The 629-nt window shown below is 42.3% G+C and carries 1 protein-coding gene; it reads right to left on the reverse strand.

Annotated elements, in window-relative coordinates:
* A partial coding sequence (locus M595_RS28350) for an RNA-guided endonuclease InsQ/TnpB family protein (protein WP_375339255.1) occupies nucleotides 1-615 on the reverse strand: 615 nt, incomplete at its 3' end.
* Nucleotides 616-629 lie beyond the last annotated feature (14 nt).

The following is a 629-nucleotide window of genomic DNA, read 5'->3' on the forward strand; positions in this document are numbered from 1 at the left end:
AAGAGTATGTTTCTTGAACAGACCTTTAGCCATTATTCGGTAGTCTAAATCTTCCATGAAGACCATATCACCCGCGTCACAAAGCGCATGAGCTTGTTTGTAATGAAAGTCTTTCCTCGTGTTGTCGATTTGGTGGTGAAGTCGAGCAACTTTAAGTCGTTGTTTCTCGTAATTTTTAGACCTTTTCTGTTTCCTAGAAAGTCTGCGTTGCAGTAATTTCAACTCGCTTTGCAGCTTCTTGAAAAACTTAGGAGGTTTGACGATAACACCGTCACTCGTTGCCAAAAACTTTTCCAGTCCAACATCCACTCCGATGGGATGACCATGTGGATTTGGGTCAGGAACGCTGACATCACATTGCAAGGAGATAGACGCATACCATCGGTCAGCTTTTCTCAAAATTCTCACCTGCTTAACCACAAATCCTGTTGGGATAGGACGATGCAGGTTGACTGGGATTGCTCCAATCTTGGGCAGCTTAATGTGCAAGTTCGTTACTGGATTCTCCTTGAATTGAGGAAAAAGTAACGACTTGAATTGTCCGTACTTCTTGAAGCGTGGAAAACCAAATCCTCTGTTCTGGAAATATTCCCAACTTCTATGCAACTGCTTAATAGTTTGTTGAAGAA

The organism is Lyngbya aestuarii BL J (genome assembly GCF_000478195.2).
In the GTDB taxonomy this organism is placed as follows: Bacteria; Cyanobacteriota; Cyanobacteriia; order Cyanobacteriales; family Microcoleaceae; genus Capilliphycus; species Capilliphycus aestuarii.